This window comes from Salinispora fenicalii (assembly GCF_000514815.1).
Lineage (GTDB): Bacteria > Actinomycetota > Actinomycetes > Mycobacteriales > Micromonosporaceae > Micromonospora > Micromonospora fenicalii.
The window spans coordinates 1-25212 of the sequence record NZ_KI911472.1 but is presented as its reverse complement, the minus strand read 5'-3'; the positions used below and the strand labels follow the sequence as shown (position 1 = coordinate 25212).

Genomic DNA, 25212 nt, shown 5'->3' with positions numbered 1-25212 from the left:
GTTCTGCCTCGACGTCCGCGCTGTGGCTGTGGACGAGCCCGCACGCAGCGGCAGCGCTCGCCACCGGCGACCTGGGCGTAATGATCCGCACCTGGCGGCAGGCCACCGGGACGAGCCAGCTCGCCCTGGCCGAAAAGCTCGGCTACGACCCCTCCTACATCTCCATGATCGAAACCGGGCGGCGGGACGTCGTCGACATCGTCAACCGGAGGCGCATCGCCCAGCACCTCGGTATCCCACTGCACCGGGTCGGCGTCACCGACACCGAGGCCGTCGACCACGTCACCATGCTGCAGTTTGGATACTCGACCCTGCGCCTTGCCACGATCGCCCGCCACGCCGGCCACGGTGCCGCCGCCGTCAACGAGCTGTGGCCGCTGGTCGCCCGCCTCGAAGCCCGCGCCGCCGACGGCATCATCGACAAGGACATGCTGCTCCTGCTCGCCCGCGCACGCGCCGAACTCGGTATCTCCCTCGGTTACGTGCTGCCAGAGGAACGGCTGGCGTTCGCCGTACGGTGGACCGGCAGGGCACTGCGCGTCGCCGAACACCTCGACGACACCGACTTGCACGCCTACACCCTGCGCGTACACGGCAACGAACTCCGCAAGGCAGGCAGGGTCAACGCAGCCCTGGTCCGACTCGCCCACGCCATCGCCATCGTCAGTGCCGACCAACGGCCACCGGCGCTCGTCCAACTCGCACGCGCCGCCCAGGACCCCGCGACGTTCGACGCCACGCTCACCGAACTGCACCGCAGCCAGGACCGCCCAGCCTCCGACGATCCGCTCGTCAGCGCCACAGCCCTCCGAGAAGTCCACCTCCGCGGGCTCATCACCACCGGCCGCGCCCCGCAAGCGATCGCCCTGCTCAGTGCCTCCCCGGCTCCCACCCTGCCGACATCGCCGCAATGGCGCATCATCGAGCAGATCACCATTGCCGAGGTGCTGCTCGCCGCCGGAGACGTCACCACAGGCGAGTCCACGCTGCACGACGCCATCGGCGGCGGCGAACGGCACCGGCTGCCCCACCAGCTCCAGCGAGCCGCCCGGGTCGCCCAAGGGCACTGTCACACCGTGGTCGAAGCCGCGTCGGCCGCGCTGAGCCGGTCAACGACCTGCGGCGCTGTGGCGGGCGTTGCCCGGCCGGCCCCTGCCGCTGGCTACCCGACGCAGGGTTGACAACCAGTCACTGACCTGGCCAGCCACAAGGGCCGATCGTGGTTGTCGACCCCGACGGACACGCCGCCGGGGCGACGGCTGGCCTTGCTGCTGTACTCGCCGACAGGCTGCGGTGGTGAGCGCCGGGCGGGCTCACCATGCCGAACGGCTTCTCCCAGTGGCCGGTGAGCCCGCCCTCCAGCAACGACCTTGAGGACGGTGATCCGTGGTAGCCAGTGTGCCATCGCGTGAGGCGTTTCCCCGCGCCGAGAAGTGGCCGGGCACCGGCTCGTCCTCGACCGCACGCTCCGTGCGACCGGCTCCGCGAGCCGCCTTCGCGAGCACGTCGCAACCGGCCGGAGCGTGCCGTGGCGTGGGCGCGCAGACCGCACCCTGCGCGCCCACGCCACCCACCGCGTCGCCGGTGCTGCTGATCGGAGCGCGGTGATGGGCACGACGTACCTGGCGAGCACGGCGTTGGCCAGGGCAGCCGAGGCGCTGGACGCCGTCAACGAACACGCCACGCTCAGCGGCAGCGGCCTGTGCCGGACCTGCCAGGTCGAGGGGCCGTGCCCCAGCCGGACCGATGCGGAGCGAACCCTGCGCAGCAGCGGGATGCTGCCTCGGCGCAGGCCCGGCGTCACCCGACCCGAGCTGATCGGGCTACGCCGTGTCGGCACCCCGTGGCTGAAGCCCGGCGCGGAGGCCCGTCCTGGATGGAGCGGGAATCAGCCTGATCAACACCGGACGACAGCCGGTCAACCAATCCGGACCGGGGCAGGCCACGGTCCCTGCGGCCACGCAACGGGACCGGGACCGACCAGGGGACGGCGAACGGGACCGCCCGCAGCAGCACTACCAGCCCGAATAGCCCAACGAACGAGACGCGAAGCGGGACCGCTCCCGACCGAGCGGGACCGCAAGCGGGACCCAAAACGGGACCGAGCGGGACCCGGGCCCGAAGCGGGACTCGGACCGACAAAGGGACCGGAACCATGACAGCGAGCGGGACCGGGACCGGCAGCGGGACCGACCCGCCGCCAACCACCACGAACAGCGACATCAACCGGAAGGAGTCCCCATGGACGCCCACCGTGCTCACCACGAGCGCCCACCCCGAGGAGGCCTATGCCACCAGCACGCCCAGCCGGACAGGCTGACGACCACGAGGCCGAGCCGGGCCGGACCGCCAGGCGTCCGGTCCGGGACCGGCACGGCCGCCGCGAGGCGTCCACCGCCGCTAGGCGGACCGGTCCGCGCAAGACCACCGGCCCGAGCAAGACGACCAGCCAGCAGTGGACGATCGGGCCGCCCGAGACCGTGCCGATGACCGCCGACGAGTACCGCAAGGCAGTCCAGGCATGGGCGGCGCTGATCGCCTCTTGGTGGACCGCCCACCCACCCGAACAAGACGACGACGAAACATGGCCCCTTCGTTGCGGCCGAACCTGGTTCGGCCGCAACACCACCCCAGCACTTCAAGGAGCCGCTATGGCAGCACAACGAAGCCGACACCCCGCAGGCGGGAGGCGATCACACCGGAAACCATGCTCCGGGTGGCGATCTACACCCGCCGATCCACGGACGACGAGCACCAGCCCTACACCATCGAGGCCCAAACCCAGAAACTGACCGCCTACGTCGACTCCCAGCCCGGCTGGCAGATCACTGCCCGGTTCACCGACGACGCCTCCGGCGCCACCCTCGACCGGCCCGGCCTGGCAAAGGCGCTGACCGCAGCCCGCGCCGGACGTTTCGACCTGCTGCTGGTCTACCGGCTCGACCGGTTCTCCCGCCGCATCCGCGACCTGGCCACCCTCATGGACGACCTCGACGCCGCCGGCGTGCACTTCCGCTCAGCCACCGAACCGTTCGACACCTCCAGCCCCGCCGGACGCCTGTTCGTACAGATGCTCGGCGCGTTCGCCGAGTTCGAACGCGAAGTCATCATCGACCGCGTCATCAACGGCATGGAACGCAAAGCCGCCAAGGGCGAATGGACCCACGGACCCCGCCCCTACGGCTACCTCGTCGACCCGACCACGCACCGCCTCGTCCCACACCCAGACGAGCAGCACATCGTGAAGGAGATCTTCGACCTCTACGCCGGAACCCGGCTCGGCACCCGCGCCATCGCCGCAAAGCTCAACGAGCACGGCACACGCACCCGCGCGGGCAAGCCATGGTCCGGGCACACCATCGGCCGGATGCTGGGCAACCGGCTCTACCTCGGCGAGGTCGGCTTCCGCGACGTCACCGCCGAGCACGCCCACCCGCCCCTGGTCGACCAAGACCTGTTCCACCAATGCCAAGCGATCCTGGAGGCCCGCGGCGAGGCTCACTCCCAACGCGCCGCCGCCAACTCCGACTACGACCTGACCGGCCGGATCACCTGCCCCAAGTGCGGCTGCAAGTACGTCGGCACCTCGGCCACCGGCAAGCTGCGCCGCTACCGCTACTACACCTGCTTCACCCGAGCCCGCTACGGACCCACCGGCTGCGACGCCGCCCGCATCGACGCCGACCTGCTCGACGGCACGGTCGCCGAAGGGCTGATCGACTTCTTCCGCAAACCGGACCTGATCATCGAAGCAGTCGCGGCCGAGCGGACACTACGCGCCGACGGCACCGACCGGCACCAAGCCGAACTCGACGCGATCGCCGGACAGATCAGCACCGCCGAAGCGGCCATCGACCGCTACCTCACCGCATTCGAGAACGGCACCCTCGACGAACGCACCTGCGGCCACCGCGTCCAAGACCTGACCCGCAAACTCGACCAGCTCCGGGCCCGGCAGGATGAACTCCACCAGCTCTGTCACGACCTGCCAGCGCTGCCCAGCCCCAAGGCGATCGACCGCCTGCGCCGGGAACTCGCCCACGTCTTGAGCCACGGAACCCCAGGCCAGCGCAAAGCGGTCATCGAAACCCACGTCGCCGAGATCAAGATCCAGGGCAGCACACTCACCCCGGTCTACAAGATCCCTCTCGAACAACTCGATCAAGACGACGACGGGCCGGTCGAGACATCGACCGGCCCGTCGTTTCGCACAATGGTGCGGGTTGTGGGTCGCCGGGGACTCGAACCCCGAACCCTTCGATCCAGCAAGGAGAAGGAAGCGCCTCCATGACCGCACAGGCGGAGAGTGGACGCGCTACTCAGTCGAATGCTCTGCCAGTTGAGCTAGCGACCCCAGATGTCGATGATTACACCGGCCACACGGACTTGGCCACCGGGTTTCGACAGCACTTTGGACGCGGTGGAGCAGGTGTGCCCTTCCCCTGGAGCTGGACCCGAAGGTGGCGTTGATTCCCGCCGGACAGGCCAAGGCGGTGGTGGGGTCGGACGGCGGTCGTGCCGTTGGTGCCGGGAACGCTGCTCACGCCTTCTCTGGTGGGTGAGGCGGCCATCCCGCCGCCGGGTAAGGTCGCCGCGTCGCTGGCGTTGAAGCCGGGTCAGTACCCGCAGGGCTTGGCTTCTGGGGTGCGGGTGGCGGTGTACATCTCACCAACCGGTCCCGACGATCAGCCGGTGCCCGCATCCAGCGCGGCGGGCACCCCGCCGGTTCGGCTGGCAGCGGTGGTGCTCGGGGTAGACCTCGCCGGGGACGGGCAGGGCTCCACGGTGGTGACGGTGCTGCTGGACGAGGCTGACGGACCGACGTTGGCAGTGGCCTCGACGGGCGGGGTGATGCTGATGCAAACCGCTGCGGGAGGTGCCTGACATGCCGCTGGTGGCAGTGACCTATGTGAAGGGTCGTTCCGGCGCCACCACGACGGCGCTCGGGTTGGCCGCCGTGGCCCCTTCACGCGTACGCCCAGTGGTGGTGGAGTGTGACCCGGCGGGCGGGGATCTGATGTACCGCCTCGACCTCGCCGCGACGCCGAGTCTGGTGGATCTGGCCGCTGCCGCCCGGGGCGCGACCGATGCGCAGGGCGCGCTGGCCGCCGGCCAGCAGGCCCTCGGTGTCGGAGATGCGGCCGTGCCGGTGGTGGTGGCCCCGGCGGGTGGGACACAGACTCGCGCCGCCCTGCCGGAGCTGACCGGTATAGGCGCATCGGTACTGACCACGTCGGATCGGCTCGTGGTCGCCGACTGTGGCCGGCTCGCGCCTGGTTCCCCGGTCTGGCCGCTGCTGCCTCTGGCCGACGTGGTGCTCGTCATGGCGAGAGCGCGCACGGACGAGGTGGCCCACCTACGCGAATACCTGGCTGAATTGGTTGACGTCAACGCCGGCCAGCTAGCCCTGTTGCTCGCAGCCAGTTACCCGGTCGCTGAGGTGGCCAGTGTGCTGACCACCCACATTGCCGAAGAGTTGGCCGCCGCTTCGGATTCGATTGGGGTGCTGGGGCCGCTGCCGGTTGACGGTAAGGCAGCGGCGGTGCTGGGCGGGGAGATGGTCGCGGGACGGCGGTGGCGGCGGCTGCCACTGATGCGCGCGTACACCGACCTTCTTGATGACCTCGCCCTACTGCAGGTCGCCGGCCCCGAGGCCGCCGATGCCCGTCGGGAGGCTTCCTGATGAGTCATCCGTTGGTGGGCCGGTCGTTAGGTGAGCGCCGTGACGGGTACATCAAGGTGACCCTGGCTAATCTGGAGCAGCTCAGCACTGTCAATCCGGTGCTGCGGGAGTGCTTCGCCGCCGCCGTCAGGGTGCGGCTCAACACCCTTGTGGCGGGGCGTACCGGTGCGGGTAAGACCACCCTCCTGCGGGCGTTTGCATCGGTGATCGAACCGGACGAGCGGATCGTGACGATCGAGGACACCTACGAGCTGGCCCTGGACGCAGACAAGACACTGCATCCGGATGTGGTGCCGTTGCAGTCACGGGAGGCCAACGTCGAAGGCGAAGGCGCCATCGACATGTCCATGTTGTTCCGCTCCGGTTTGCGGATGTCGCCGGACCGGGTGATCGTCGGGGAGGTCCGGGGTCACGAGGTGATCCCGATGCTCAACGCCATGAGCCAGGGCAACGACGGCTCACTGGGCACCATCCACGCTTCGTCGTCGGCCGGGGTGTTCCGCAAGCTCGCCCTGTATGCGGCACAGTCACCGAAACGCCTCGATCCGGCCACTACAAACCTGCTGGTGGCGGAGTCCGTGCACCTGGTGGTGCACCTCGGACTCACCGACACCGGCCGACGAGTCGTCACGTCCGTGCGGGAGGTTGTGGACGCCGACGGCTTGTCCGTTGCCTCGAATGAGGTGTTCCGGCCCGACCGCGACGGGCGGGCGGTCCCGGCGGCGCCGCCGTCGACCGGGCTGCTGTCCACCCTCGCCGGGGCCGGTTTCGACCCCCGCCTGGGCGTGGACGGGTTGACCGGAGGCGGGTGACTGTGTGTCTGGCCGTTGCCGTGGTCGTGGCGGTATTGACCCGCTGGCCGGTCGCGGCGGCCCTGTCCGCCGTCGGGGTGTGGGTCCTGCCGGCGGTCATCGGCCCGAACCGTGACCACGCCCGCCGGGTCGCCCGAATCGAGGCCATCGCGACCTGGACCGAGGCGCTGCGCGACAGCCTGTCCGGCGCGGCCGGACTGGAACAGGCCATCACCACCAGCGCCATCGAGTCCCCGGAGCCGATCCGCGACGAGGTGAACCGCTTGGCCACCCGCCTGCAACACGGGTGGCGACTCCCCGCCGCTCTACGGGCCTTCGCCGCCGAGCTGGCCGACCCGACCGCCGACCTCGTGGTCGCCGGCCTACTTATGGCCGCACGCGGCAGCGCCGGGCAACTCGGCGATGTCCTCGGCGAGCTGGCCGCCTCCGCCCGCGCCAAAGTCGCGTCCCGGCAGCGTATCGCCGCCGGCCGCAACCGCACCTCGGCCCGGGTCATCGTCGGCGTCACCCTCGCCATGGTTGGCATCCTCACCCTGATCAACCGGGGCTACCGGCACCGTTCGACACCGCCGCAGGGCAGCTTGTCCTCCTGCTGGCCGGCGGATGTTTCGGGTTCGCGTTCGTATGGCTCGCGCACCTCATGTGTGACCGGGACACGAGTCGGATTTTGCAGGGCGTCGCAGATTCGGCTGGGACTGAGGCGGTGGTGCCGCGACGACCAAGATCCTGCTGTTCGGCGCCGGCACTGGCCTGTGGCTGTGGCTGTGGCTGTGGCTGTGGCTCATCGTCATCGGCTTCGCGCCGCCTACGCCGAGCTGCGGTACGCGCTGACCGAGGCCCGGCTAGCCCGGGTACCGCCGTGGGACATCCTCGCCGTCCTCGGTCAACGCCTCGCCGTAGCCGAATTGCAGCAACTCGCCGCGACCGTCGGCATGGCCGGCACCGAAGGCGCACGGGTTCGCTCCTCGCTGCGCTCCCGCGCGATAGCGATGCGAGAGCGCCAGTTCACCGACGCCGAAGGAGCCGCCAACGCCGCCACCGAACGGATGATCCTGCCCATCGTGGCCTTGTTCGGCGGTTTCTTGATCTTTCTCGGCTATCCCGCTCTCGCCGCCGTGCTCGGCGGCCTTCAAAACGTCCCGCGAGTTCACGAATTCCGAAGTGCGGTCATGCCGGAACTGAAGGGAGGTATGCAGCTATGCGGCGATCCGAGTCCGTGGGTTCACGCACTGCTGGTAAAGCGATAACTGTCTATCACTCGACGATGGCGAGTGCCGGATGGCTACAGTCGGTTGCGCTACCTCAGCCGGTGGTAGACGACGCCTTCGAGGTCGTCGCGGTTGAAGGCGGCTGCGTTGGTGAGGTGGCCGTCGCATGGGCCGACCTTGGTCACTGCTCGGCCGTCTCGCAGAACGATTTGAAGTCCGTGCTCGGGCTCCCAGTCGCATTCGCATTCCATCGAGACGTAGACGTGCTGATCGCGGAAGCTGTCTCGCTCCACGACGATTTCGACGGGGTGGATGTGCGTCCAGACTTGGTCAGGACTGAAGATCGTCACGGGCATGTCGTCGTCGGCAAACTCGGACGCGATGTCCTGGTAGTAGTCGAAGAGTGCTGGTGCGGCGGCCTTCAGGGCAGAGTCGTCGATGCTGAGGAACGCGGTGATGGCTGCGTGGAAGTCTTCCTTAGCCGGATCGTCGTCGTAGCCGTTGACCGTCACGTAGAGAACGCGGTCACCCAGGGCTGGCACGGTGATGGGCTCGCTGCGGTACCACCCGTCGAGGTCTTCAGTTACTGTTCCGAGGCCGGGGAGTTCCATGCGGGCACTTTACGGCAGCGGGCAGGTTGTAGTGGTTTCCCGTTGCACGGCGCCCACACGCCAACCACACCACCGCTGGGGCAGCTGCGGCCCGCTACGCGCCCGATGACATGTGAGGCTCCGGCGCCGACGGGTGAGCCTGGTCAGCCGGCCTAGCTTGCAGTACCTCGATCGCCCGGATGTGTCGGTAGGCGAACCATAGCGGTGGGAACGCTCCGATAGCGAAGGAGAGATCCACGACCGTCCAGAACCACGGGATCTCTCGGAGGGGTCCGCAGATCAACGCCAACGGCACGATTCCGAAACAGGCGATCATGCCGAGCTGGACCACCCAGACGTTGCGTACGGGGTCACGTAGCGGCCCCCAGAACGCGACCGCGAGCACCAGGTGAGCGAACGCCAGCCAGTCGGTCCCGTACCGCATGAACGGGTAGCGCTCTCCGGTCTCGACCAGCCCGAGGTGCACCCGCTCAATCCAGTCGACTAGTGCCGGCAGGTGGTCGGCCAGCGGGTCGACGACCCTCAGCAGCCAGCGAACTTCGATCTCGAGTGGGAACGCGGTCACCCCACTGAGGAACAGCCCCACCACTACGATCCACAGCCAGACACGGATGCGCAGGAGGCGCTGCTCGACGTTCATGTCGAGCAGGGTAGCGGTGGGCGTGTGCGTTCACCTGCACGCCCTGGTGCGTGCGCCAGCGCGGGCCAGCGCCGAACGGCTCCTGAGGCACGCACCGTCAGGGAAGGAGTCCGGGAAGCCGGGCACGTCCATCGGGATGACGTGCGTTGGTGTGCGTTGGGGATGCCAGCGGCATCACCTGGGTAGGGTCGCCTGGAATCGCTGTCCTGAGGGGACGGCGACACGACAGTTTGTAAGGGTTTCAGGGCTTGCCGGGGTGACTGCCGTTGGGGTAGGCATCACATCACGATCGCGTCTGCGGAATATCTCTTGCATCCACCCCACGGTGCATTTACCTTCGATGTGCAAGGTCAAGCGGTCCACACCACACCTCGAGGAGCTTCCCGTGTTGCAGTACATGCCCACCGAATCCACGCGGGTCGCGCCGCGCGGCGGTGTCGTGCTGCCCTCGATCGGGCGGGCCCACGACCTATGTGGCAACGAGCGAAACTACTGGCAGCCTGGGCGCGAATAGCAGCAGCGAAGCTGCGAAGCCGCCCACCCGCCAGGGACCGGGCGGCATTTCTGTCTATCCCGACCAGTGCGTAGGGGTGTAGCTCAACGGCGAGAGCATCGGCCTCCAAAACCGATGGTTGCAGGTTCGAATCCTGCCGCCCCTGCTTACCGTTTCCGGCCACCATCGGAGACACCCGTCTATTCTCAATTCCACAGTGGATGGCATAAGTATGACCCCGGCCGGTGCCTCAAATACGGGCCCGGCCGGGGAAACACCTCCGGGACGAGGGAGACGGCTAACCCGCTCGCTTTGGGAGCGAGAGACACGGGGTTCGACACCCCGGTCCCGGACCATGGGGCTGTAGCCCAGCACGGAGGAGCACGCCGAAGGCCACGGGTTCGCATCCCGCCTGCTCCACGCACGCCCGCCAAGCTCAGACGGTAGAGCGCTCGGTTGAAGCCCGAGAGGTTCCCGGTTCGACCCCGGGGGCGGGCACGTCGACCGGTTCGCGCGCGTCGCCCGCGTCCGTCGTCGCAGATCGCGGGCCGTTGGAGCAAGCTGGCAGCTCACCTGGTTCTCAGCCAGGAGGTTACGGGTTCGAACCCCGTACGGCCCACGCACATCACATGCCATGCGGTCGTGGTGAACTCGGCGGACACGCCGGTCTTCCAAACCGGAGCAGCGGGTTCGATGCCCGCCGGCCGCTTTCGATCCGGGGTGCTCTGCTGGCAGGGGCGACGGGACGTTGGATCCCGGTACAGACGCAGGTTCGATTCCTGCTCCCGGAGCCCACGCCCCGGTAGCCCAACGGCAGAGGCAACCCGTTCAAGGCGGGTGACGTGGGGGTTCGAATCCCTCACGGGGCACGGCACCACACGCACACAGGAGGAAAGGAGGGGCCCAGGTGAACGCGGTCCTTGTCATCAACGCCGACCTTGGGCCCCTGCACCGGGTCACGGTCGCCCACGCGATCCGCATGCTGTGCCGGCGGGTCGCCGAGGTCCACGAAGCGGTGCCCGACCGGCTGATCGGCGTGTTTCCCATGCCGAGGGTCGTGCGCCTCGTCCGGTACGTGGTCACCCGCTGGCGTTACACCACCGGGCCTGCTTGGTCCCGGTCGGGGGTGCTGCACCGCGATGACCGTCGGTGTGGCTACTGCGCCGGCCCAGCCGCCACCGTTGACCACGTCCTGCCCCGATCCCGGGGCGGTAGGAACACCTGGACCAACACCGTCGCCGCTTGCGCCGCCTGCAACCAGGCGAAAGGCGACCGGACACCGGCCGAGGCCGGCATGCGGCTGCGGACCACCCCGCGCACGCCGTCCTGGTCGTCGATGACGCAACGGTGACCCAGCCGGCGGGCCATCACCCCGCCGGCGCGATGCGGGCTGGTGCAACGGGCAGCACGTCCGGCTCTGGACCGGAAAGAGGAGGTTCGAGTCCTCCGCCCGCAGCGACGCCCTCGTAGCCCAACTGGTAGGAGGCAGCGGCATGAGGTGCCGCGCAGTGCACGTTCGAATCGTGTCGAGGGCACTCACCGAATCGCCGGCCGCGTCCCGCCCGCGGTCGACGCTTGGTGTGCCGGTGTAGCTCACGGTGGTTGAGCACCGCACTTGTAATGCGGCGGACGCGGGTTCGATTCCCGCCACCGGCTCTGGCCTGCCGACGTAGCTCAGGTGGTAGAGCGCTTCGCTCATAACAGAGAGGTCCCGGGGTTCGAGACCCCGCGTCGGCACCACGCGCTCGTGGTGGAACGGGGATACACGCCGGCCTCAGACGCCGGTGCCGAACAGGCATGGGGGTTCGACTCCCCCCGAGCGCACCCTGCCGGGCACCCTTGTGCGCGGGCGGGCCTGCGGAGGGCCGCGATACGGGTCGAATGCCGGTGCACAGCGTCGCCTTGCAAGCCTCGCATGCGGGGTTCGACTCCCCGTCGATCCACGTGCGCCGTGACTCAGGGGCTACAGCGCCGGCCCGTCACACCGAGAAAGGCGGCACCGAGCCGGTGCAGGCAGGCACCGGGCCGCTCACGCACGGGTAAGGGACCCGTCTGTCCACACTGTCGTCGTGGCCAAGAAGGTGAAGGCACCGAGCTGATAACTCGGAGATGCGGTGGTTCGAACCCACCCGACGACACCACACCCCCGTGGCCCAGATGGATAGGGCGCTGGATTACGAATCCAGAGGCCGCGCGTTCGAATCGCGCCGGGGGTACAAATCAGGATGCGGCGCAGCTTGGTAGGCTGCCACATCCTCGGGGCGGGAGAGCATCGGTGGGAAACCGGTCATCCCGACCAACGGGCTGTAGCGCAGCTTGGTAGCGCGCTCGCTTTGGGAGCGAGAGGTCGCCGGTTCGAATCCGGCCAGCCCGACGGTGAGGCCACCCGATAGGTGCCGGGCGACGTCTCGAAAACGGTCTGGGTCGAAAGGCCTTGGGGGTTCGACTCCCTCCCTCACCGCCGCGCGCCGTTAGCTCAATCGGTAGAGCTACTGACTCTTACTCAGCAGGCTCCGGGTTCGAGTCCCGGGCGGCGTACCATCTGCCCCGCTAGCTCAGCGGATAGAGCACCGCTCTTCTAAAGCGGGTGTCGCTGGTTCGAGTCCAGCGCGGGGCGCAGCACGATGCCGCCGGCGCCTGATGGCCGGGCTCCGGACTTTTAATCCGGATTGCGGAGGTTCGATTCCTCCCGGCGGCACTCGCGGGGTAGAGGAGTTCGGTCGTCCTCGCCGGCCTCATAAGCCGGAGATCGCGTGGTTCGAATCCCGCCCCCGCTCCCGCCCCGATAGCTCAGCGGGAGAGCGTCCGTTCGACACGCGGAAGGTCGCTGGTTCGACACCAGCTCGGGGCACACACGCGCGTTCGGCTATGGGTAGGCCCTCGTCCTTTCACGGCGATGAAGCGTGTTCGAGTTCCGCACACGCGACCATTCCGGTGTCGCCCAGTCGATAGGGCAGCGGACTGTTAATCCGCCCATGCGCTGGTTCGAATCCAGCCACCGGAGCCACGCCCGTGTAGCTCAGCGGTAGAGCGGCGCTCACACACAGCGCAGACATCCCGTGTGAATTGGTATCAAGCTGCGGCGTATTCGAGGCGTTCTGTGAGGTTGGGACAGGCGGTCTCTTCGTCGTAGGTGGTCTTGGTTTTCAAGCAGCCGTGGAGCACGCCGACGAGTCGGTTACCGAGCTGGCGCAGCGCGGCGCGGTGGCCGACGCCGCGGGCGCGGAGTTGGTCGTAGTAGCGGCGGGCACCGGGGGAGGCACGTATGGCCGTGAGCGCTTGCAGGCCAACTGCGTCGACGAGCCGGTTGTTGTGCACGTGGCGGGCCAGCACGACCTTCCTCTTGCCGGACTGCCGCGTGATCGGGCTGGTGCCGGCGTAGCTCTTGCGGACCTTGACGCTGGCGTAACGGGTCTTGTCGTCTCCGAACTCGGCGAGCACCCGGGCGCCGAGCACAGCGCTCAGCCCGGGCTGGCTGACGTAGATGCAGCGTCCGGGTGCCGCCCTAAATGGGTCCTCACCTGCTCTTGCATAGCCTTGATCTCGGTGTTGAGGGTGGTCAGGAAGGCGACCTGAGCACGGACCATGGCAGCATACGCGGTCGTCACCACAGGCGGCTGGCCCAGGTGGTCGGCCCGTAGCGCGTCTCGGATCGCCTCGGCCTTGACCGCGGCGTGGTGGCGCCGTGCCCGCTTAACCGCAGCGAGAATCCTCGTCAAGGGCAGCCGGGCGGCCGAAGCCGGCTAAGGTGCCCTGGCCAGCAACTCCAGCGCCTCCGACGCGGTCAGGTCAGCGAACGCGGCCAACGCGGCTGGGAAGTACTCCCGCAGTGCGCTGCGAAGCCGCAGCATGTGCCTGGTCTGCTCCCAGATCAGCGTCTTGTGATAGCGGGTGACGACCTTGACCGCCTCGGACTGGTCGCTGTCGCTGCTGACGTGCTCGGCGAACGCCCAGATCACCCTCAACCGCGCCGTGATCATGGCCGACGACAGGTTCCGCGCCGTCTGCTGGGTTGCCAGCCATCGAGCATCGCCGCGAACACCTGTTCTTCTCCGGCCGTAGCAGCGCTACCCCGGACGCCACGTGGATAAAGGAGTTCGGCTTCGCCGAATCTGAATGTTGCGGAGCACCCCCACGTGCGCGGGGAGGACATGCGGACATACCGCTGGTCACCGTGTCGGGCGGAGCACCCCCACGTGCGTGGGGAGGACCTATCGGCGGAGGACCGGCGCTCTATCGAGACCGGAGCACCCCCACGTGCGTGGGGAGGACCCGGGCGGCCGGTCCGGAAGGTCTCGATCGCCGGAGCACCCCCACGTGCGTGGGGAGGACTAGGCGCGTTCGTCAGACACTCCCATCAGCATCGGAGCACCCCCACGTGCGTGGGGAGGACCTGAGCACACGTTCGACCCGGCGCATCCACTTGGGAGCACCCCCACGTGCGTGGGGAGGACCGCGAGGACCGCTAGGAGTTGCTGGCCCGTGGCGGAGCACCCCCACGTGCGTGGGGAGGACGTACGTCGGGGCGTTGCGGCGGCGGCGCGTTGTGGAGCACCCCCACGTGCGTGGGGAGGACCGGGAACTGGCCGCAGAGTGGGATACCAGCGTCGGAGCACCCCCACGTGCGTGGGGAGGACACGACCCGGGCGGCCTCCTGGGTGCGGTCGGACGGAGCACCCCCACGTGCGTGGGGAGGACTGCAGGGTGTTGAAAGCGAACTCGTCGGCGTACGGAGCACCCCCACGTGCGTGGGGAGGACAGTCGGCCCATCAAGGCCATCCAGATCAGTCACGGAGCACCCCCACGTGCGTGGGGAGGACGTGCGACTGTCCCTTGGGCATGGAAGAGGTCACGGAGCACCCCCACGTGCGTGGGGAGGACTGACGACTGATCGTGACGTTCGAACACGCAATCGGAGCACCCCCACGTGCGTGGGGAGGACGCCACCACCCAGCACCAAGCCCTCACCGGGTACGGAGCACCCCCACGTGCGTGGGGAGGACGGCGGTCACCGCCACCCCGTACCGCAGGGTCGCGGAGCACCCCCACGTGCGTGGGGAGGACCCGCTCAACGGCATGTTGTCCGTGGTCGATGACGGAGCACCCCCACGTGCGTGGGGAGGACCTCAGCGGGTCCGTCCGGCCGTGTTGGGTTGGTGGAGCACCCCCACGTGCGTGGGGAGGACGCCCTCGCCGACGCCCAGGAGCTGATCGCCGTCGGAGCACCCCCACGTGCGTGGGGAGGACCTCAGCGGGTCCGTCCGGCCGTGTTGGGTTGGTGGAGCACCCCCACGTGCGTGGGGAGGACGCCCTCGCCGACGCCCAGGAGCTGATCGCCGTCGGAGCACCCCCACGTGCGTGGGGAGGACCACGCGGAGCTATTAACTCGGGGGTTCTCTACCGGAGCACCCCCACGTGCGTGGGGAGGACGATGACATCCGGCAACCAGCCATGGGCGACTTCGGAGCACCCCCACGTGCGTGGGGAGGACGCCAGCAAGACCACCAGGGCGTAGGACCACAACGGAGCACCCCCACGTGCGTGGGGAGGACTGACCTGTGTCCTGCGACGATGATCCGATCGACGGAGCACCCCCACGTGCGTGGGGAGGACGGCGAGAGCGGCCGAAACCTCTGGCGAGGCAACGGAGCACCCCCACGTGCGTGGGGAGGACCCGTCTTCCAAGTCAACCATCGTGCCCTCGGCCGGAGCACCCCCACGTGCGTGGGGAGGACTCAAATTGCCACACCACATGCCAGGTGTGTGCCGGAGCACCCCCACGTGCGTGGGGAGGACACTTACTGACCTGCGGTTTTACCAGCCTTCCGGCCAGACGGTTTCTGCTGGGGTGGAAGCGTCGTCGTGGTGTTCATTGGGGCTCATGGCTACTAGGGTGAGGCCGTCGAAGTCGACCGGGCGGCGTCTGCGTGCTCCTGCGGTCCGTAGAGAGAAGCCTTGCTCGTTGTCGTCTGGGTGGATAAGGACGGCGGCGCCGTCGCCGACGACGCTGCTTGCTGCGTTCCATAGCTCGTCGCGGACCTTGGCTGAGAGCGTTCCGACGAACATGCCGGGTGTTACTTCGATCATCCAGCGGCTGAGTGCGCCTCTTAAGTGATCGGGTACGGCGGTGGTTGCCAGGACGATAAGGGAAGCCATGCTAGTCCCAAGGGTCTGAGCTGTAGTTAACTCCGGACGGCATGGCTCCCATCTCTGGATCCCAGAGTGAGGTGATTTCGGCGGCAGGTTGCCGCTGTTTAAGCGTGCTGTCGGGGTCGAGTAGATGTTGGATGTCGGTAACGATCGTCGGCATCAGCTTGAGCAGACGGAACCCGTCGCGCAGCTTGCGGCGTACGTCGCGTTCGGGTTGGGCGGAGGTACTCATGGAGAAGGCGAGCGGCACGGTGACCTTGGCCTTGTAGAGGTCGGCGATGTCGTAGACGAAGGCGTGTTGGGTGCCGTTGTGTACGAAGCCGAGCGCCGGTGAGCAGCCCAAAGCGAGGATGACGGCGTGGACCACTCCATATAGGCAGGCGCTGGCCGCTGATAGCGCAAGGTTGACCGGGTCCTGGGTGTCCCACTTGTTGGGGTCGTAGTTGCGGCGGAATTTGCCGGTTCGATACTTCTGAGCCAACAGGCGGTAGAGCGTTTTCATACGCTGGCCTTCCATACCGCGGAGCTGGGCCAGCGTGGTGCCTTCGGGGACGGCTTCGCCGAAGCGTTGCTCGTACATGCGTATCGCTACGTGCAGTCGGGTGTTGTCGTCGGCCCAGCAGCGGGCCTGCTTTTCCAGCCAGTTGGTGGTCAGAGAGGTGGGGGTGATGCCGGCGTAACAGCGGACGACGCCGGAGCCGACGCAGACGACGGTAGTGCCGTGGCGGGCGAGGGTGGACAGGGCGTGGTGGGTGATCGAGGTGCCGGGTCCGAGGAGAAGGCAGCTGAGCGCGGCTGTGGGCAGATAGACGCGTTCGGCTCCTTTCGGGGTATCTACCTGGGCGAGGACTCCGGTGTCGTCTTGGACGATCCGAACGATGTCGGCGTAGAGGAAGCTAAGCGAGTCCGCCACGCGGGGCAGCATGGCCAGGGTCGGTGCGGCGAGTCGCCGCTGGGCGCTGGTGCTCATCGCATCGGTGCGAGGCTGAGTAGACCGCAGCCGAACGAGCGTCCGCGGCCGATGCCGGCCAGCACCGCTGCGCGGACCTGGTCCGCGTCGGTGATCACCGCTTGTCCTTCGAACAGGGTGATGGCGTGACGTACGGGGATGGCGCGTCCGCGAGCGGCCGGTTGTGGCTGGGCGCGCAGGTGACGCAGATCGAGTCCGGTGGCCTCGGCCTTGCGCTGCCACCACTGCTCGGCCTGCTGGCCAGACAAGGCGATGACCTTGCCGGCGCTGTTGCCCTTCCACGCTCGTTTGGATGCGTTGGCAGCGATCCGGTAGTGCATCGCCATTCCGTTGGTCAGGGCCTTCAGTAGCGGGCTGATGTCGCGGGTGTCGACGGTGGCGTAGCCGTCGGGCAGCCGATTCGGGTCAGGTGGCAGGGTGGTCTGGACCAGGAGCATCGGGCCAGTGGTGGTGTGGTCGAGCCGGAAGAGCACGCCCGCGTGGTGTCGTGGCTGTTCGCCCAGACCGTCCGGCACCAGCGACATCACGCGACGGTGCAGGGCGGTCGTGTCGCGTAGGTCCCGTCGTGCCGCCGAATGGCGGAGGTCAAGTGCGATCCGGGTCAGCCAGGCGATCACGTTCGGACTCCTCGCAGGTGCTCGTCCAGTGCGTTCAGGTAGTTGAGGCCGGTGCCGGCGCACAGATCGGCGGGCAGGCTGCGGGTGGTGACGTAAACCTGGCGGGTGAGGTATCGCCGTCGACGCGGGTCAGGGCTTCCGGACACTGGTTCCATGGGTACGTCGTTGAGTGTCATCCGGCTGATGGAGCCGTCGCCGTGGGGTGCCCCGGTGACGAAGTCCACCCTGACGGTCTCCTCATCGCCCGGGGGGCGGCGTCGGTTGAGCGGCAGGTGTTCTAGGTGGCCGACGGGGTCGGGGACCGGGCCGGAGACCAGGAACGGGTGCGCCACGGGGCAGGAGCGGCGTCCGAGATACGGACCCCAGACCGGGTTGTTCAGGGCCGTGTGAATTTGACCCACGAGATCGTCCGGGCCGGTGACCGCGACGGTGAACACCGCGTCTGCCAGGTAGAACCGACGCGACACGATGGTGCCGGCACCCGCCGTCCTGCGTTTGCCTTCTGCTGTCGGTACGGTCCGTTCCGGCGGCGCACCACCGCCGACGGTGTGGAAATCGGACATGACCGTGCCGGGCCGGTCGACGCGGACAGTGAACTGCACCGGGGCGAGGTCGCTGAGCGGCTCGCCGCGGTGCCTGCCCTGAGCGGCGGCGATGATGCCGATCATGGCCGATCGGGTGGGGACGGTGCCGGTGTCTCGGACGCTAAAGGTGCTGTGGTCACCCCACGATTGCATGGGCCCGGCCAACCGCAGCAGCAGCCCCGTCATTTCGCCCTCAGTTTGTCGACGGCGGTGGCGATCAGGTTGTCGAAGCTCTGGCGAGTCTCGCCGAGCTGTTCCAGGCCTTTGTCGTCGACGCTAGCGCAACCGTGGTAGACCATTCCCTGGTCGCCGATTAGTCGGTAGATCTGTCCGGCGTACTCGGCGAGCTGCCGACGTGACGGCTCGGCGTATCCGCTGTCGAATGTGGCCCGTACCGGGGTTTCGAAGGCGCTGGCCAGTGATACCGGTCGGTCGGTGCGAACCGCGATGTAGGCCAGTTCGGGAACCGTGAACGGTGCGGTGGCGTTCTTTTTGGCCTGCGGCATGGCGGTGATGAACGCCGACAGGAACACCCTGGTCAGCTCGACCGCGGTGGCCGGGTCGCCGAGGTTGTGGGCAAGGTCTTCCAGGTTGACGCTGGCGTACCGGTAGAACGTGCCGGTGCTGAACTCGGCGCTGTTCATGTGCCCGCTGCCGGCCTGGTCGGCGTCCTGCTTGAGGTCATCGACGGCAGTGAAGAAGTCGACCTGCGGGTCCGTGCCGTGGGTGGTGAACGCGTGGGCAACCTGGACCGCCCCGTCGACGTTGCTGCCGGGCAGTTCCGCCAGCATCCGCCCGAACAGGTTGATCACATCGCTGCGGTGCTCCATCGCCGCGCGGACGGCGTCGGCAGGCAAAGGCGCCTCACCCCTTTTGAGCTTGAGCGCGCCGGACCGCAGGCCGATGAGCCGATCACGCTGCTGCATACAGACATCAGCGAGCATCTCGAAGGCCCGCTCCGGCAGGTAGAACAGCACCTGCGCCTCACCGGTGGCTTTGTCCACCTTGAAACCGTCGGCCTTGACCGCGATCGTGGCGAGCGTGGCCATGACCTGCGTCGCCGCGAAGGCCGCCAGCTCCGAGTCCCAGTCGGGCCCGGTGAGCCGAGCCTGGATGGCCTGCGGCAGCCGCCGGGTGCGCTTGGCCTTGTCACCTGACGATTCCTCCAGCTCCCGCCGAACGGCTCGCTTCCAGGATTGGCTGGAGACCCGGGTGCGATCGGCGTAGCCGAAGCGCACAGTCTTGGGTGAGCCCAGATCGTCGCGGTTGAGATTGGCGTATGGGACGGTCTGCAGCACATGGATGTCGACGTAACGGGCGGTCATGCGGGCTCCTCCAGGCTCGGGTTGTATTTCTGCTGCTCGGCGCGGCGGTCGGCTTCGTGCAGGGTGCGGTAGTAGGACTGGAGCCATCGCTTGGCGACCTGGTCACGGCGGTACCGCCACTGACAGAGGTCGTCAAGGAGTTGCCCCCAGTTCACCTGGACCTCGACCATGGCGAGATGCCGCACCACCCCGGCTAGGTGTTGGTAGACGCCGGGGTAGCCCTGCCGGACCAGCAGATGCAGTCGCTTCTCCGCGGTAGCTCGGTTCATCGCCCGACGGCCAAGGCCCGGCCGGCACACCGCCCAGGCCAACGACTGCCCCAGATTGGGGCGGTAGTCCGGCGTGATGTCGGCGTCCGCTGCGGCTACCTGCTCGGCGTCAGTGACGTTCGCTGGCTCGACGTCGCTGGATTCGACGTTTGGCCTGTCACGAACCGACGCGGCGATCATCGCCGCTACGGCGTAGTGGGCATACTCGTGTTCCTGCGTCACCGACGCCGACAGCAATGGGGCGACAACGGCATGCATGGTGTGCGCCTGCTCGGGAGGACGACGTAGGCCTCGACGCAGCGCCGCACGCTGACCACGATCACGGCGGCACCGCTCGGTGACCCGCCTCGCGAACCGGTCGGATGGCCGTTCTTCAATCTCCGTGGACATCACGCGCCCGATCCCTTCCTCGACGGAGTTGTCAACAGCCGATGCGCTGTCTGCGTGGCCCGCACCAGCCGCGGTGAGCTGGCATCGCCATCCGCGGCGTGGTCGATGGCCTCGTGCCCTAACCGCGCGAAAGCCCGCCCGCCCTCGGCGAAACGGCCGTCTCGCACGTGCTCCCAGAACACCGCCTCGGCTCGCGTCCAGTAGTACGCCTCACCCGTATGAGCCCACGGGCCCTCTCGGTCCTTGACGCTAACCAACTCCCGCCAAGCCTGCCGCAGTGCGGCCCCGACACGCCGGCCGATCGACTCCGCCGCCCGGGTCAACAGGGCCACGCCGTCGGCGGTCACCGGGTCGCGCTCACTCAACCAACCAAGAACTGGTGGGGTCAGTGCGATGAACCACTGCCGATCCTTGGCCTGCCCGTCTTGATCGAAGCCATACGCGCGCACCCGTCCGTCGAGACCGAGGTCGGCGGCGACAGCCATGATGTCGGGACGATGCGTCTTGACCTCGGTGTTGCCGCCCAGCAGGGCGTCAACGTCCCGCCACAGAGCCCGGGAGCCGTCGGCCGGCAGCTGGTACCAGCCGCCCTCCTTGTTCTGCCGACGCACCACGTACGGATCAGGGGACGCCGCCCCGGGAAGCCGCCACGCCCAGGTGACGTAGGCATCCGACACGGCCTCACCGGCGGCGTCTGGAACCAGCAGCACAGCATGCCGCGCACGGCCCGTCAACGCGCCACACGGCCACGACACCGACCATGGCGCACCGAGCGGATCCGGCAACTCATCGCGCTCCCACGGACACAGGTCAAGCCCCTCGTCCTGCCCTGATGACACCCGTGGGGGCACCCCCACGACCAGCGACTCGAACAGGTTCTCCCCGAGCGGGTGATAAGACATGGCCCCCCGCAGCGGGCCGGCGTTGCTGTTGGCGAACTTCTGCCCGGCCACCTCACGGCTGCTGCACCGCCCAGATGCGCCGTAATACAGCTGCGCGATCAGGTACCACGCCGCCTCCCCCGGAGCCAGAGCCACCGCGTCGGCATCCGTGTGATGGCCGAACCACACCTGAGAGTTGCCCGCTGGACGGTCGAACACCAGCTTGTTGACCCCGGAGGACTTCGGACACTCGACAGCAAGCCGGGGATCCTGCATCCACGGACGAAGCGCATCGAACAGGTCAAAGCGGTCTGAGTATTTCGCAAAGTAGGCACCGACGTCGCCTGCGGCAAACCCGCCCTGGTCAAGCAGCCACTCCTGCCGCTGCCGCCACTGTGGCCCACGCAGCATGTCCAGGCCCGTCACCCGTGCAGTGATCGCGTACAGAATTCGCCACAACCCGGACGCCGCCGGCGGCACCGGAACAGCCAGGTCATCGAACTCCGCCGCACGAACGAAAAGCTCACGGAGGCCGACCAGCTCCAACTCACTCTTGGCAACCACCGGTATCCACGGCTGGTCTGTCAGGTCGAAAGATTTGATCATAAGCGTGATCGCTTCCACTTGAAGGCCCACTGACGTTGCCAAACTCACGTGTCGACGCGAAGTTGCATGTCATCTACATGACTTACAGTCGGTGAGATCCTCACCGTGGGGGTGCTCCGGTCGTCGGCCGCATCCACGACCCATGGCAATTAACTTCCTCAATATTGGCGCGGTGTGCGGGTTGCTGGCGGCGCTGCCGCCAGCAACCCGCACTTCACTCCGTACGGCTCACATCCACGTCACGAGCACATGGATCACAATCACCACGACGGTCAGCACCGTTGCAGCCGGCAACCGGAGGGAGATGCCGAGCCCTGCTTCACACCGTTCCATAATTCCTCCAAAAGGTTTTGGCCGAATCTAGGTACAGCGGGAAGGGCTCGGGCAAGCCCAAGATCGCCGTCTCGCAAGCCGCCGCATCCAACCCGGTGGAGACCCCACAGCTCTCGAGCTGGCCTGAACGTAAGCAGGCGCTGATGATTGCGATACAAGCCACACTAACTACGTCCATCGTTCGTTGCGCTTTGCTCACTCACTCACCACACCAGGCTGCCGTCCTTCCGAAGAGGAGAGAACTACCAGCCCGAGTTCGGGGTCAAGGTGCACTGATCGACGAGCCCAAGCGGCCGACCCGGGCCCGTCGGGGAGGATCGGGAGCCACAGCGGCCGGAGACGCTTCAGCCAGGCGTTGTTGCTCCAGGATGCTGGCAAGGTGGTGGGTGGGTCATATCCCGTGAGGATGTCGGTTCGGAGCGGGATCGTCTCCTGGAGGATCATCCGTACCTCTTGGCTAGAGAAGCGGCCGTCGGGTCTCGCCCCGCGCTGCGGTAGCAGGGTGCGCCGCTCGGGGTCGAGCCACTGCCTGCCGCCAGCGTCGAGGTAGCAGCAGAGCACCCGCTCCGACTCAGCTCCCAGGCGGGTTGATGCACGCCACTCCGGCGTTTCGGTAAGACTCAGCGCTGCCAGGTCGGCCACCTGAGCGGGATCAGGAATGACACCGAGTTCAGCCATCCCACGTAGGGCCATCGCCTCGGCGCGGTACTCGTCGTATTCGGCGCTTAGCACGGGATCGTGGTCGACTGACTGTGGCGAATACACCGCTTCCACTTGGTTCTGCACCGCGTGCGGAACGGCGATCCTGTCGGTCGCCGCCAGCCGAAGGTGCGTAGCCCGCAGCAGGTACCGCGCGTACACGTCTCCCCAAGCAGCTGGCCTGACATGCTCGATACCGTCCGGGCCCCGCGGGTCGAGAACCACCACCCGCGGTTGCGCAGCCCAAGGCGGCCTCGTCCTGCGGTGTCGATGACACCGGCCGGCACGCTGCAACAGCTGCGCCATCGGCGCCAGATCCGTCACCAACAGGTCGAAGTCCAGGTCAAGTGACTGCTCTAGCACCTGAGTAGCAACTACGATCATCGATCTAGGACGATTGCCGTCCTTCCCCAGCCGACCGATGATCTGCGTCGTAATCTCCTCCCGGCGCCGAGCCGGGAAACGGGAGTGCAGCAGCACCACATCCACTCCCCCGGACGCCCAGTCACGAACGACGCGGTAGGTCTGCTGGGCGTCGTTGACCGTGTTGCAGACCACGGCAGCGCACCCACCCTGCTCGACCACCGGCGCCAGCACCTGCCGCACCACGGCCCTACGATCCGCTGGGTCGCTCTCCGACCCGACGAGGTGACGAACAGGGCGTACGTCGAGCGTGAACTCCACGGTCCTACCCGAGACCAGGGCCTCCCGCATCGTTGGTGAGATCGAAACCGTGTCACGCCCCTGGATCGCCGGCACGAACGTCCAACCCGGATAGGGCACAGGCGTGTTGGTCGGCCCGACGCCAGCACCCTCTTCGTACGCCCCTACAAGAGTCGCCGCCTGCGACGAGGGCAACGTCGCCGACAGCAGGACGACCGGGCATCCGTAGGCCCCCAACCAGTTCAACAGGCCACACAGCAGGGAGGTCGTGAAGTCGTCGTACGCATGCGCCTCGTCAACGACGAACACCTTGCCCGAGAGAGCGAGCAGACGCAGCGCGTTGTGCTTGGTGGTCAGCACGGCAAGCAACGCCTGGTCCACCGTACCCACCGCCATGGGCGCCAGCAGCCCCCGCTTGGGGCCGCGCAGCCACTCCGGTGCCACCACATCACCACTGGGTTCATCGGACACCACCTCAGCCGCACCACCAGGGTCGACAACCGCCCGAGCCTCGTACTCAGCGTTCAACCACGACATGCTGTGCAGCAGCGTGACCGGCGCCGGACCGGCGGCAAGCCGGGCGGCAAACGCTCGTACCCGGCGATACATCTCGTCGGAGGTCGCCATCGTCGGCAAAGCGAAGAAAAACCCGTGCGCCCCGCATACCTCGGCCAACCTTTTGGCAGCCACCAAAGCGGCTTCAGTCTTCCCGTCCCCCGTAGCCGCCGTCACGACCAACAGACCCGGACTGTCGACCACCGGCAGCAACTCCTCAATGATCGACCGCTGAAGGGCGTTCGGACGGTGCGGGAACAGATCCTCGAAACCCAACGCCCGATACGACGGTGACCCTAAGCCGGCGTCGTCGAGCAGGGCGGCAGCGGGCGCGGATAAGACCGCGAGATGAGTCGACACAGCTTCGGCGCCCGTGTACTGCGGCACTCGTGAAGACTGCTGACGCAAGAAGTGCTCCTGGCTGGCCAGCCAGTCCGCGAGGATCACGACCCCCGTGACCAGCACACTGGCCGCGGCACCTATCGCCGGCGGCCGCTCGGGTGAACCCACGGCCTCGTGCACCACCCGCACCAGGGCGGCGCGCTGCTTCGACCAGCCGCCCTCGCCCAGCTGCAACCGGCCACCATGGGGACCACTGGTTTGCTGGAACCGCCCGTGATGGCCGCCGACGATCTGAGCGACGCGGTAGGCCAAGCGGTCACTGACCCGCCTGACCAACCGCGGATACCCCAAAGGAGCAAGAAGACCCGGCATGGCCAACTGACCAGCGGTGTCGTGCCTCAACGAGCCATCGCCTACAACATCCTCATACGAACCAGCACTCCGCAGCGCATCGAACGCGCTCCCGTCCTTCTTCTGAAACCCTGGGGTTGCCTTGCCGACATCGTGTAATCCCGCCCAAAACATGATCAACGATTTAGCGTGACTGTCGTCGGTGGCCAGCTCCTCCGTGATGACCCTCCGTTGGTTCGGGGCCAGATAGCGATCCCACAACGCACCAGCAACGGCCGCGGTATCAATCAAATGCCAGAGCAACGGATACGGTCTCAGGAGATGGCTAGACTTGCCCCAAATCCCAGCATCGACCCCGTCATGGTCGACCCCCAATCCGACCCCCTCCATTCGTACCCGCTCGGCAAGGGCATCAGCATGCAACCACAGCCATACGACACCACAACTCGATCGACGCAAAACCGCTTCCACGGCTGATAAACGCGCAGGTCACAAAGTGTCCTCCCCACGCACGTGGGGGTGCTCCGTTCACATCGCCGGAGAAACCCCGGCCAGATCCGTCCTCCCCACGCACGTGGGGGTGCTCCGAATCGGGCCTCGGGTTTGGGCTCCGCGAGCACGTCCTCCCCACGCACGTGGGGGTGCTCCGCGGCGCGTCGGCCGCTTCACCGACGGGCTCATGTCCTCCCCACGCACGTGGGGGTGCTCCGTGGTGAGGATCAGTACGGCGGTAAGGGCGGTAGTCCTCCCCACGCACGTGGGGGTGCTCCGGTCACCAGAGACCGCACATTTGACGACGGCACGTCCTCCCCACGCACGTGGGGGTGCTCCGGTGCACCTGGCCAGGCCGCGTAAGGAGATCCCGTCCTCCCCACGCACGTGGGGGTGCTCCGAAAGTCTCTGTCGCTATTGGCAACCCCGACACCGCTGCCCACGTCCTCCCCACGCACGTGGGGGTGCTCCGCTGTACACGGGCGGTTCGGATACGACCTGGGCGTCCTCCCCACGCACGTGGGGGTGCTCCGGTCTG

15 protein-coding genes, 25 tRNA genes, 5 pseudogenes and 2 CRISPR repeat arrays are annotated in these 25212 nt (G+C 67.5%); of the genes and pseudogenes, 32 read left to right on the top strand and 13 right to left on the bottom strand.

Annotated features, from left to right (window positions below; genetic code table 11):
- Positions 1 to 80: 80 nt before the first annotated feature.
- From B116_RS0121110 to B116_RS28485, 3 genes and pseudogenes are all read left to right on the top strand, one after another.
- Positions 81 to 1181 carry a helix-turn-helix domain-containing protein gene (locus B116_RS0121110; protein ID WP_027661223.1) on the top strand — a complete coding sequence of 367 codons (1101 nt, stop codon included), beginning with the start codon at positions 81 to 83 and terminating at the stop codon, positions 1179 to 1181.
- Between the two features lie 974 nt (positions 1182 to 2155).
- Entirely contained in the window at positions 2156 to 2320 is a 165-nt protein-coding gene (locus tag B116_RS27695) for a hypothetical protein (RefSeq protein ID WP_155255775.1), read from the top strand.
- A 201-nt stretch (positions 2321 to 2521) separates the two neighbouring features.
- A pseudogene (locus tag B116_RS28485) lies at positions 2522 to 3652 on the top strand (recombinase family protein); the annotation flags it as partial.
- A gap of 120 nt (positions 3653 to 3772) precedes the next feature.
- On the opposite strand, the gene B116_RS28480 reads toward B116_RS28485, so the two are convergent.
- Both B116_RS28480 and B116_RS27690 read right to left on the bottom strand, forming a co-directional pair.
- Positions 3773 to 4054, bottom strand: coding sequence for a hypothetical protein (locus tag B116_RS28480; RefSeq protein ID WP_223874639.1), 282 nt, complete (start codon positions 4052 to 4054; stop codon positions 3773 to 3775).
- A gap of 172 nt (positions 4055 to 4226) precedes the next feature.
- Positions 4227 to 4354: transfer RNA gene (locus B116_RS27690), tRNA-OTHER, on the bottom strand.
- A 97-nt stretch (positions 4355 to 4451) separates the two neighbouring features.
- On the opposite strand from B116_RS27690, the pseudogene B116_RS25610 reads away from it, so the two are divergent.
- The 4 genes and pseudogenes from B116_RS25610 to B116_RS29065 all read left to right on the top strand — a co-directional run.
- Positions 4452 to 4884, top strand: a pseudogene (locus tag B116_RS25610) (SAF domain-containing protein); the annotation flags it as partial.
- A gap of 1 nt (position 4885) precedes the next feature.
- Entirely contained in the window at positions 4886 to 5683 is a 798-nt protein-coding gene (locus B116_RS0121095) for a hypothetical protein (RefSeq protein WP_027661222.1), read from the top strand.
- A 23-nt stretch (positions 5684 to 5706) separates the two neighbouring features.
- Positions 5707 to 6495, top strand: a pseudogene (locus B116_RS25605) (CpaF family protein); the annotation flags it as partial.
- A 2-nt stretch (positions 6496 to 6497) separates the two neighbouring features.
- Positions 6498 to 7625, top strand: a pseudogene (locus B116_RS29065) (type II secretion system F family protein); the annotation flags it as partial.
- A 167-nt stretch (positions 7626 to 7792) separates the two neighbouring features.
- Here B116_RS29065 and B116_RS0121075 read toward each other — a convergent pair.
- Together B116_RS0121075 and B116_RS0121070 are read right to left on the bottom strand one after the other, a co-directional pair.
- Positions 7793 to 8314 (bottom strand): DUF6985 domain-containing protein, encoded by a 522-nt coding sequence (locus B116_RS0121075; protein WP_027661221.1) that lies wholly within the window; start codon positions 8312 to 8314, stop codon positions 7793 to 7795.
- Positions 8315 to 8408: 94 nt separating this feature from the next.
- Positions 8409 to 8954 (bottom strand): hypothetical protein, encoded by a 546-nt coding sequence (locus tag B116_RS0121070; protein WP_018722449.1) that lies wholly within the window; start codon positions 8952 to 8954, stop codon positions 8409 to 8411.
- A 586-nt stretch (positions 8955 to 9540) separates the two neighbouring features.
- On the opposite strand from B116_RS0121070, the gene B116_RS0121060 reads away from it, so the two are divergent.
- The 25 genes from B116_RS0121060 (at position 9541) to B116_RS0120960 (ending at position 12454) form a co-directional block, all read left to right on the top strand.
- A tRNA-Trp gene (locus B116_RS0121060) sits at positions 9541 to 9613 on the top strand.
- Positions 9614 to 9727: 114 nt separating this feature from the next.
- Positions 9728 to 9803, top strand: a tRNA-Pro gene (locus tag B116_RS27685).
- A gap of 69 nt (positions 9804 to 9872) precedes the next feature.
- Positions 9873 to 9945: transfer RNA gene (locus B116_RS0121055), tRNA-Phe, on the top strand.
- Positions 9946 to 9992: 47 nt separating this feature from the next.
- Positions 9993 to 10066, top strand: a tRNA-Glu gene (locus B116_RS0121050).
- 17 nt (positions 10067 to 10083) lie between these two features.
- Positions 10084 to 10156: transfer RNA gene (locus tag B116_RS0121045), tRNA-Gly, on the top strand.
- 5 nt (positions 10157 to 10161) lie between these two features.
- Positions 10162 to 10238 (top strand) — tRNA-Gln (locus tag B116_RS0121040).
- 5 nt (positions 10239 to 10243) lie between these two features.
- A tRNA-Leu gene (locus B116_RS0121035) sits at positions 10244 to 10316 on the top strand.
- Positions 10317 to 10354: 38 nt separating this feature from the next.
- Positions 10355 to 10798, top strand: a complete 444-nt coding sequence (locus tag B116_RS0121030; protein ID WP_027661220.1) for an HNH endonuclease — start codon at positions 10355 to 10357, stop codon at positions 10796 to 10798.
- A gap of 33 nt (positions 10799 to 10831) precedes the next feature.
- Positions 10832 to 10903 (top strand) — tRNA-Gln (locus B116_RS0121025).
- A gap of 4 nt (positions 10904 to 10907) precedes the next feature.
- Positions 10908 to 10982: transfer RNA gene (locus tag B116_RS0121020), tRNA-Leu, on the top strand.
- 47 nt (positions 10983 to 11029) lie between these two features.
- Positions 11030 to 11103 (top strand) — tRNA-Thr (locus B116_RS0121015).
- A gap of 7 nt (positions 11104 to 11110) precedes the next feature.
- Positions 11111 to 11187: transfer RNA gene (locus B116_RS0121010), tRNA-Met, on the top strand.
- Position 11188: 1 nt separating this feature from the next.
- Positions 11189 to 11271: transfer RNA gene (locus tag B116_RS0121005), tRNA-Leu, on the top strand.
- Positions 11272 to 11321: 50 nt separating this feature from the next.
- Positions 11322 to 11390: transfer RNA gene (locus tag B116_RS27680), tRNA-Ala, on the top strand.
- A 120-nt stretch (positions 11391 to 11510) separates the two neighbouring features.
- Positions 11511 to 11588: transfer RNA gene (locus tag B116_RS0121000), tRNA-Ile, on the top strand.
- 1 nt (position 11589) lies between these two features.
- Positions 11590 to 11663, top strand: a tRNA-Arg gene (locus B116_RS0120995).
- Positions 11664 to 11747: 84 nt separating this feature from the next.
- Positions 11748 to 11821, top strand: a tRNA-Pro gene (locus tag B116_RS0120990).
- A 1-nt stretch (position 11822) separates the two neighbouring features.
- Positions 11823 to 11908: transfer RNA gene (locus tag B116_RS27675), tRNA-Ser, on the top strand.
- 4 nt (positions 11909 to 11912) lie between these two features.
- A tRNA-Lys gene (locus B116_RS0120985) sits at positions 11913 to 11988 on the top strand.
- Between the two features lie 3 nt (positions 11989 to 11991).
- Positions 11992 to 12064, top strand: a tRNA-Arg gene (locus B116_RS0120980).
- A gap of 9 nt (positions 12065 to 12073) precedes the next feature.
- A tRNA-Lys gene (locus B116_RS0120975) sits at positions 12074 to 12145 on the top strand.
- Between the two features lie 2 nt (positions 12146 to 12147).
- A tRNA-Met gene (locus B116_RS0120970) sits at positions 12148 to 12224 on the top strand.
- Positions 12225 to 12226: 2 nt separating this feature from the next.
- Positions 12227 to 12298 (top strand) — tRNA-Val (locus B116_RS0120965).
- Positions 12299 to 12302: 4 nt separating this feature from the next.
- Positions 12303 to 12376 (top strand) — tRNA-Glu (locus tag B116_RS27670).
- 1 nt (position 12377) lies between these two features.
- A tRNA-Asn gene (locus B116_RS0120960) sits at positions 12378 to 12454 on the top strand.
- A 65-nt stretch (positions 12455 to 12519) separates the two neighbouring features.
- Here the strand turns inward: B116_RS0120960 and B116_RS29155 are convergent.
- The 9 genes and pseudogenes from B116_RS29155 to B116_RS0120905 form a co-directional block, all read right to left on the bottom strand.
- Positions 12520 to 13382: pseudogene (locus tag B116_RS29155) on the bottom strand (transposase); the annotation flags it as partial.
- A 187-nt stretch (positions 13383 to 13569) separates the two neighbouring features.
- Positions 13570 to 15243: a CRISPR direct-repeat array (repeat unit 29 nt; unit sequence CGGAGCACCCCCACGTGCGTGGGGAGGAC).
- A gap of 18 nt (positions 15244 to 15261) precedes the next feature.
- Positions 15262 to 15603, bottom strand: coding sequence for a type I-E CRISPR-associated endoribonuclease Cas2e (gene cas2e, locus B116_RS27005; RefSeq protein WP_082312867.1), 342 nt, complete (start codon positions 15601 to 15603; stop codon positions 15262 to 15264).
- Between the two features lies 1 nt (position 15604).
- Entirely contained in the window at positions 15605 to 16567 is a 963-nt protein-coding gene (gene cas1e / locus B116_RS0120940) for a type I-E CRISPR-associated endonuclease Cas1e (protein WP_027661216.1), read from the bottom strand.
- Entirely contained in the window at positions 16564 to 17184 is a 621-nt protein-coding gene (cas6e, locus tag B116_RS0120935; protein WP_018220081.1) for a type I-E CRISPR-associated protein Cas6/Cse3/CasE, read from the bottom strand. Before cas6e ends, cas1e begins: the two co-directional genes overlap by 4 nt.
- Positions 17181 to 17954 (bottom strand): type I-E CRISPR-associated protein Cas5/CasD, encoded by a 774-nt coding sequence (gene cas5e, locus B116_RS0120930; RefSeq protein ID WP_027661215.1) that lies wholly within the window; start codon positions 17952 to 17954, stop codon positions 17181 to 17183. Before cas5e ends, cas6e begins: the two co-directional genes overlap by 4 nt.
- Positions 17951 to 19093 (bottom strand): type I-E CRISPR-associated protein Cas7/Cse4/CasC, encoded by a 1143-nt coding sequence (gene cas7e, locus B116_RS0120925; protein ID WP_018722442.1) that lies wholly within the window; start codon positions 19091 to 19093, stop codon positions 17951 to 17953. The genes cas5e and cas7e overlap by 4 nt, the downstream gene beginning before the upstream one ends.
- Positions 19090 to 19752: a type I-E CRISPR-associated protein Cse2/CasB gene (gene casB / locus B116_RS0120920; RefSeq protein ID WP_082312866.1), complete on the bottom strand. Its 663-nt coding sequence runs from the start codon at positions 19750 to 19752 to the stop codon at positions 19090 to 19092. The genes cas7e and casB overlap by 4 nt, the downstream gene beginning before the upstream one ends.
- Entirely contained in the window at positions 19752 to 21239 is a 1488-nt protein-coding gene (casA, locus tag B116_RS0120915; protein WP_018722440.1) for a type I-E CRISPR-associated protein Cse1/CasA, read from the bottom strand. The genes casB and casA overlap by 1 nt, the downstream gene beginning before the upstream one ends.
- 528 nt (positions 21240 to 21767) lie before the next feature.
- On the bottom strand, positions 21768 to 24572 hold the full coding sequence (locus B116_RS0120905; RefSeq protein WP_082312865.1) for a CRISPR-associated helicase/endonuclease Cas3: 2805 nt from the start codon (positions 24570 to 24572) through the stop codon (positions 21768 to 21770).
- 108 nt (positions 24573 to 24680) lie between these two features.
- Positions 24681 to 25207: direct repeats of the CRISPR family, unit length 29 nt; unit sequence GTCCTCCCCACGCACGTGGGGGTGCTCCG.
- Between the last annotated feature and the right edge of the window lie 5 nt (positions 25208 to 25212).